Origin of the sequence: Streptomyces sp. NPDC058375 (genome assembly GCF_042723425.1) — a bacterium.
In the GTDB taxonomy this organism is placed as follows: domain Bacteria; phylum Actinomycetota; class Actinomycetes; order Streptomycetales; family Streptomycetaceae; genus Streptomyces; species Streptomyces durocortorensis.
Window position 1 is genome coordinate 1 of record NZ_JBHXJG010000314.1, and the last position, 7,176, is coordinate 7,176.

Consider the following 7,176-nt stretch of genomic DNA (forward strand, 5'->3'; position numbering starts at 1 on the left):
CCCCTCACGTTCCGTGAGGGGGCTTTGATCGTTCCCCGCCCGGCATCCGACGACACCAGGGGGCGCGAGCGCGCATCCGCGCTTCGTCACACCCTCTCCACAACCTGGGTTCAAATCGTGCGTATGACCGGCAAACAGTTCGTTTCACCCTTGCGATCGCGTTCGGTGTCGGACAATCTGTCTGGGGGCCGTCGGCTCCAAGGGGGCTGCTGATCCATACAGTTGGCACAGCAGAGCGTGACGTTCCGGTTATCCGTGCCGCGGGGTGGGGGCCCCGCTCGGGGGCGGACACCGAGGGGGCATCATGCAACCGGAAGGCTGCCCACCCATGTCTGTGGGGACGGTGGCTTGCCACCGTGTGCGCGCCCGGTGAAGAACGGAGCCGACCGCGCACGACGAGAGAGACCGAACAGTCACGCACCACCATGCGTGCGGGGGGATGTACCCATGACGTCGACGCCGCCAGGCGACCGGCAGGAGAACGACGCTTCCCGGACGACGCAGCTCCGGATACTGCCGAGGGCAGGCGCGGCGCGGCGGCGTGCCAAGAAGGAGCTGCCGCGCTACGACTACGAGCACTACAGTCGGCTCGCCGGACCGCTGACGCAGCCCCCCGCGGGCAAGCCGTACAAGGTCCAGTACCGCTCGCTCATATCGCAGGAGCCGCACCGCGTACGCGCGGCGCTCCTGCTCGGCGCGGCTCCTCTCGTCTCCCTCGGCCTGTTCGCCTGGCTGATGCAGCCCAGCCACTGGACGGACCGCGATCCGAACCTGGACAACGACCTCCTGCTCGTTCTCGACGTGATCATGCTCGTCTCGATCGGTCTGATCGAGCTGTTCCGCACGATGAACGTCCTCTCCAACGCGCACGCCACCCTGGTCGCCCGCGACCCGGTACCGGTGGTCCCGGAGTCCGGCACCCGGGTCGCCTTCCTCACCTCCTTCGTCCCCGGCAAGGAACCGCTGGAGATGGTGACGAAGACCCTGGAGGCGGCCGTCAGGATCCGCCACCGCGGTCTGATGCACGTCTGGCTGCTGGACGAGGGCGACGACCCGGCGGTCAAGGAGGTCTGCGCCCGGCTCGGCGTGCACCACTTCTCCCGCAAGGGCGTCGCCCACTGGAACCAGGCCAAGGGCGCGCACCGCGCCAAGACCAAGCACGGCAACTACAACGCCTGGCTGGACGCGCACGGCGGCGACTACGACTTCTTCGCCTCGGTGGACACCGACCACATCCCGATGGCGAACTACCTGGAGCGGATGCTCGGCTACTTCCGCGACCCGGACGTCGGCTTCGTCATCGGCCCGCAGGTCTACGGCAACTACGACACCTTCGTCACCAAGGCCGCCGAGTCGCAGCAGTTCCTCTTCCACGCGCTCATCCAGCGCGCGGGCAACCGCTACGGCGCGCCCATGTTCGTCGGCACGAGCAACGCGGTCCGCATCTCGGCACTGAAGCAGATCGGCGGCCTGTACGACTCGATCACCGAGGACATGGCCACCGGCTTCGAGATCCACCGCCACCGCAACCCCGCCACGGGGAAGAAGTGGCGCTCGGTCTACACCCCGGACGTACTGGCCGTCGGCGAGGGCCCGACCGCGTGGACGGACTTCTTCACCCAGCAGCTGCGCTGGTCGAGGGGGACGTACGAGACGATCATCGGGCAGTTCTGGAAGGGCTTCGGGACCATGCCGCCCGGCAAGCTCTTCAACTACACGATGATGATCATCTTCTATCCGATGTCGGCGCTGAACTGGATCCTCGCGGCCCTCAGCTGCGCGCTCTTCCTCGGCATGGGCGCCTCCGGTGTCCAGATCGACCCGACGATCTGGATGATGCTGTACGGCAACGCCTCCGCGCTCCAGATCGGCCTGTACATCTGGAACCGCCGCCACAACGTCTCGCCGCACGAGCCCGAGGGCTCCGGCGGTCTGGCCGGCATGGTGATGTCCGCGCTCTCCGCGCCGATCTACGCCCGCTCGCTGATGGACGCGGTGCTGCGCCGCAAGAGCTCGTTCGTGGTGACCCCCAAGGGCGACTCGTCCAGCCCGGACACCCTGTTCGGCACCTTCCGTATCCATCTGTTCTTCATCGTCGTCTTCGGCGCCTCGATGATCTCCTCCTTCTTTCTCGGACACAGCCACCCCGCGATGGTCACCTGGGCCACGCTGGCGCTGCTGATCACCGCCGCGCCGATCATCGGCTGGCGGTACACGATCCGCGCCGAGAAGAAGAAACGCCGGACCGGCGGAGGATCGCACCGCAGCGGCGGACCGGCCCCCGAGCCGAGGCCCCAGCCGCTGCCCGGAGCACCCGGAAACGACCAGACCATGCAGATCGCTCAGATCGCCCTTGGGGGACGTAAGAAATGAAGTACCGTCCGAGCCGCCGTACCCGCCGCCTGGCGATCAGTACGGCGGTGGTTCTCGCGCTCGCGGGGGCGAACGGGCCGTGGCTGTACCGCTTCAGCACCGAGCGCTATCACGAGTACAAGATCAACCAGCCGGATTACAAGGCGGCCAACGGCCACTGGGACTTCCTGGACGTCCCCTCCGAGCACCGGATCAACACGATCCACGCGGCGCTGCTGCACACCGGCAAGGTGCTGCTCGTCGCGGGCTCCGGGAACGACCAGAAGAACTTCGACGCGAAGAGCTTCCGCTCGGTGCTGTTCGACCCGAAGACGAACGGCTTCAAGGACATCCCCACCCCCAAGGACATGTTCTGCGCCGGGCACACCCAGCTGCCCGACGGCAAGCTCCTCATAGCCGGCGGCACCAAGCGCTACGAGAAGCTCCAGGGCGACGTCACCAAGGCCGGCGGCCTGATGATCGTCCACAACGAGAACCCGGACAAGCCGATCACCCTTCCCGCGGGCACCCGGTTCACCGGAAAGAAGAACGGCAAGACGTATCTGTCCAAGGACCCGGTCCTGGTGGAGAAGGCCAAGAAGGTCTTCGACAAGCAGACCGGCGCGTTCCTGCGCAACGACCCCGGGCTCGGCAGGATCTACGTCGAGGCGCAGAAGACCGGCAAGAAGTACGAGACCGGCACCGAGGACAACTACCGGGTGGCGGGCCTGTCCGGCTCGGACACGCGCAACGTCTACGGCATCGCGCAGAAGCTGGCCCTGGACAAGAAGGACTTCCAGGGGATCAAGGAGGCCTTCGAGTTCGACCCGGTCGCGGAGAAGTACATACCCGTCGACCCGATGAACGAGGCCCGCTGGTACCCGACCCTGACGACGCTGGAGGACGGCAAGGTCCTCGCCCTGTCGGGTCTGGACGAGATCGGGCAGATCGTCCCCGGCAAGGACGAGATCTACGACCCGGCGACCAAGGAGTGGGAGTACACCGGCATCGTCCGGAAGTTCCCCACCTATCCGGCGGTCTTCCTGCTGAATGACGGCAAGCTGTTCTACTCCGGGTCCAACGCCGGATACGGTCCGGCGGACGTGGGCCGTGACCCGGGCGTCTGGGACCTGTCGACCAACAAGTTCAAGAAGATCCCCGGGCTCAGCGACCCGGACCAGATGGAGACCTCCGCCACCGTCCGGCTGCCCCCGGCCCAGGACGAGAAGTTCATGGTGATCGGCGGCGGCGGGGTCGGCGAGTCGGAGAAGTCCAGCGAGAAGTCCCGGCTGGTCGACCTCCAGAAGAAGAACCCGCAGTTCACCGACGGTGCCTCCCTCTCCGAGGGCACCCGCTACCCCAGCGCCTCCCTGCTGCCCGACGACTCGCTGCTGGTCACCGGCGGCTCCAGCGACTACCGGGGCCGCGGCGGCTCGGACGTGCTCCAGGCCCGGCTGTACGACGCGAAGACGGACACGTACAAAAAGGTCGCGGACCCGGCGGTCGGCCGGAACTACCACTCGGGTTCGGTGCTGCTGCCGGACGGCCGGGTCATGATCTTCGGGTCGGACTCGCTGTTCTCGGACAAGGCCAACACCCGGCCCGGCGTCTTCGAGCAGCGCATCGAGATCTACACCCCGCCCTACCTCTACCGGGACTCCCGGCCGGAGCTGACGGCCGGGCCCGAGAAGATCGAGCGCGGCTCCACGGGGCTGTTCACCACGCAGCACGCCTCGAAGATCACCTCGGCGAAGCTGATGCGGCCCTCGGCGGTCACCCATGTCACCGACACCGACCAGCGCACCATCGCGCTGGAGATGAAGAAGTCGAAGGACGGGATCACCGTCACGGTGCCGGACAACCCGGCGCTCGTGCCGGCCGGTTGGTACATGCTGTTCGTCACCGACGACCAGGGCACCCCGTCCGAGGGCATGTGGGTGGAGGTGCCCGAGTAGGGGCACGTACCGCGTACGCGCACGGCGGAGGCTGCATCCGGGAAGACCTGCTCTTCCCGGATGCGGCCTCTGTCCGCTACTTCGTGGCGCCGGCCAGGCCGAGCGCGTACTCCGGCCACCAGTCGCCGGCCTTCGGGCCGCCCTTGCAGTCGCCGTCGGACTCGCCGGGACGCTTGATCCACAGATAGGCGTCGACCCGCTCGTCGCCGGTCTGCGTGGTCGGGGCCTCGCCCAGCGCGCGGCCGGGCGGATTGCACCAGTTCTCGGCGGGGTCGCCGCCGTCGTAGGGACCGTTGCCGTTGCGGCTGGTGTCGATGACGAAGGGCTTGTTGCCGATCTTCTCCGACAGCTTCTTGCCGAACTCGGTGGAGACGGCCGTCGTCTGGAAGTTGGAGACGTTGAGCGAGAAGCCGTCCGCCTCGGCGATCCCGGCCCGCTGGAGCGGCTGGAACAGCGCGTCGGGGGACTGCCAGCCGGCGTTGCCCGCGTCCAGGTAGACCTTGGTGGCGGGCTGCTGCTTCAGCCGCTGGATGGCGCCCTTGAGGAGGTCGTAGCGCTCCTCGTGGAACTCCTGGGGCGTGCAGCCGTCGACCAGGTGGAGCAGGGCGTCCGGCTCCAGGATCACGGTGGCGCTGCGGTCCCCGATGCCCTTGGCGACGCCGTCCAGCCAGGTGCGGTACGCGTTGCCGTCGGAGGCGCCGCCCTTGGAGAACTGGCCGCAGTCGCGGTGCGGGATGTTGTAGAGGACCAGCAGGGCGTCCCGGTCGGCTGCGGCGGCCGCCTCGGTGACGCCCCGCACCTGGGACTCCGGATTGTCCGGGGTGATCCACTCGCCGACCGGCTGCTGCGCGATCTTCCGGATCAGCTCGGCGTTCTTCTCGTCGCCATCCTTGCTGTACGCGGCGACCTGCCGGGCCGCGTTGCCGTCGGGGTTGACCCAGTACGGGTCCTTGTCCTTGGGCTGCTGCTCGACGGTCGGCGCGCTGTCCTTGTCGCCGCCGTCCCCGTCGCCGGAGCATCCCGCCAGCAGCAGGGCCGCCCCGATCGCCGCCGCCGTACCGGTCGTCCGCAGGCCCGCCGCGCGCCTGCGCGTCCGGGACCGGCCGGTGTAACTGCCGTACATCCACTCCCCCTTGGGTGCACTGCCTGCACTGTTCGTCATTGGTTGCACCGATGTGCTGCCGGTCCGATCCATCCTGGCACAGCGGCCGGGCGTCCACGCTTGCACCCGTACAACGCGCACACCGGGGCACCGGTTCCGGACATCCTGTTCGAAAGCCGGTCATCCGCGCGGCCGGTCCCCCTACAGTGGCGAGGACCGGGGCCCTCCCCCCAACGCACCGACCTCCCGTACCGCGCCGGGCGACTCCCGCGGCCGGGCGCACGCGGTCGAGGACCGGCCCGGCGGGCGCGCCCCGTGAGAGGCGGCCTGCCGGGCCGGGTTGAACGTGTTCCCTCGTGGTGCGGCGTCAGCCGCGGCCGTGGGCCACCGCCTGGGCGCGCTCCCCGCCGTCCCCGGCGTTCCCTGTCGCGCCCCGCGCGTCCCGCGCCCCGGTGAGGTAGGCGGAGACGACCACGTTCGCCGAGTAGGAGCGGGTCTTCTGGTCGTACGTCCCGCCGCAGGTGATCAGCCGCAGCTCGGCCCTGCCTTCCTCGCGGGGCCCGTACGCCTTCTGCGCGTCGAAGCGTGTCCGGGTGACGAGCTGGACGTCGTCCACGGTGAACTCCGCGACGCTGCCGTCGCTCCGGGCGACCTCGATCCGGGCGCCCGGCTTCACCGCGCTGAGCCCGTAGAAGACCGCGGGCTTGGTGTCGGTGTCGACATGGCCGACGAACAGAGCCGTGCCCTTCGCCCCGGGCTGCGTGCCGTCGCCGTACCAGCCGGCGGTCTTCGGCATGCCGTACGGGGGCGGGTCGATGGCCCCGTCCCCGTCGAGGCCGCGCGCGACGACGGGGGCCTCGATTCCCACGGAGGGGACCTCGACGCGTTCGGGGGCCGACCCGTCGAGCGGGTCGTGCGCCGGGGGCAGCGAGGCCCCGAAGGGGCGGCCGACCGCGGCCACGTCGCCGGTGGTGGGGCCCGACAGACCGCCGAGCCCGCCGCCGGCCTCCTTGCCCCAGAGCCACAGGCCGAGCAGCAGCACGGCCCAGGTCACTCCGGTGAGCAGTCGCCCGTTGCCTGCCGGGCGGTCCGGGGCGCTCATCTCAGCTACCGGCCGCGTCGCCACGCCGGCGCGAGCTGCGCAAGGCGACGGCGACGGCCGCGACGGCGGCGAGCACCAGCCCGATCACCGCGTGCCGGGTGCCGGGGCCCTCGGCCTCGGTGGACCGTTCGGCGAGGGTGGCGGTGCCTCCGCCGCCCGCCTTGACGGGAGCGGCGGGCGAGGGCCGGTTGTGGTGGATGACGGTGAGCGTGCCGGTCGCCTTGGAGCCGCTGTCCTCGCACGTCACCCAGACGTCGTAGGAGCGGGGTTCGGCGTCGGACCGGATGCGGGCCTCGGCGAAGAGGCCCTTGTCGTCGGCGGGGCGGAAGTGGGCGACCGAGGCGAAGGCGTCGGAGTTGCCCTTGGCCCGGCGGCCCTTGCCGCAGACGTCGACCCAGAGTTCCACCTGCCCGCCCGGGGCGATCGTGGACGGGGTGATCGAGACGGTACCGGTGCCCCGGTCGTCTTCGCCGGCCGGGGCGGCCGGGGATGCCAGCGCGGCGGGTGCGGGCACGGCTATGAGCGCGGCCGCCGCTGCGGCACAGAACGTGAGGGGAATGGAACGCATCGTGAACCTCCTACGGGAAGGTTCACGGCTGGGGCGGCGGCCCCCCGGCGCCCGGCCCCCCGGGGGCGCCGGCCGGGCCCGGGCCCCGCCCGCGGGC

Annotated in this window: 5 protein-coding genes; 2 read left to right on the plus strand and 3 right to left on the minus strand. The window is 69.9% G+C overall.

Features of this window, described 5'->3' with window-relative positions; all coding sequences use genetic code 11:
* Positions 1 to 447 precede the first annotated feature (447 nt).
* Positions 448 to 2,373, plus strand: a complete 1,926-nt coding sequence (locus ACFWM7_RS31825) for a glycosyltransferase family 2 protein (RefSeq protein WP_383267285.1) — start codon at positions 448 to 450, stop codon at positions 2,371 to 2,373.
* Entirely contained in the window at positions 2,370 to 4,307 is a 1,938-nt protein-coding gene (locus ACFWM7_RS31830) for a galactose oxidase-like domain-containing protein (RefSeq protein WP_383267288.1), read from the plus strand. The genes ACFWM7_RS31825 and ACFWM7_RS31830 overlap by 4 nt, the downstream gene beginning before the upstream one ends.
* Before the next feature lie 76 nt (positions 4,308 to 4,383).
* Here ACFWM7_RS31830 and ACFWM7_RS31835 read toward each other — a convergent pair whose 3' ends face one another.
* The 3 genes from ACFWM7_RS31835 to ACFWM7_RS31845 form a co-directional block, all read right to left on the minus strand.
* On the minus strand, positions 4,384 to 5,430 hold the full coding sequence (locus tag ACFWM7_RS31835; RefSeq protein WP_383267295.1) for a glycoside hydrolase family 6 protein: 1,047 nt from the start codon (positions 5,428 to 5,430) through the stop codon (positions 4,384 to 4,386).
* Between the two features lie 346 nt (positions 5,431 to 5,776).
* Complete coding sequence (locus ACFWM7_RS31840; protein ID WP_383267291.1) at positions 5,777 to 6,511, minus strand: class F sortase; 735 nt, start codon at positions 6,509 to 6,511, stop codon at positions 5,777 to 5,779.
* Position 6,512: 1 nt separating this feature from the next.
* Entirely contained in the window at positions 6,513 to 7,079 is a 567-nt protein-coding gene (locus ACFWM7_RS31845) for a hypothetical protein (RefSeq protein ID WP_383267293.1), read from the minus strand.
* Positions 7,080 to 7,176: the final 97 nt, after the last annotated feature.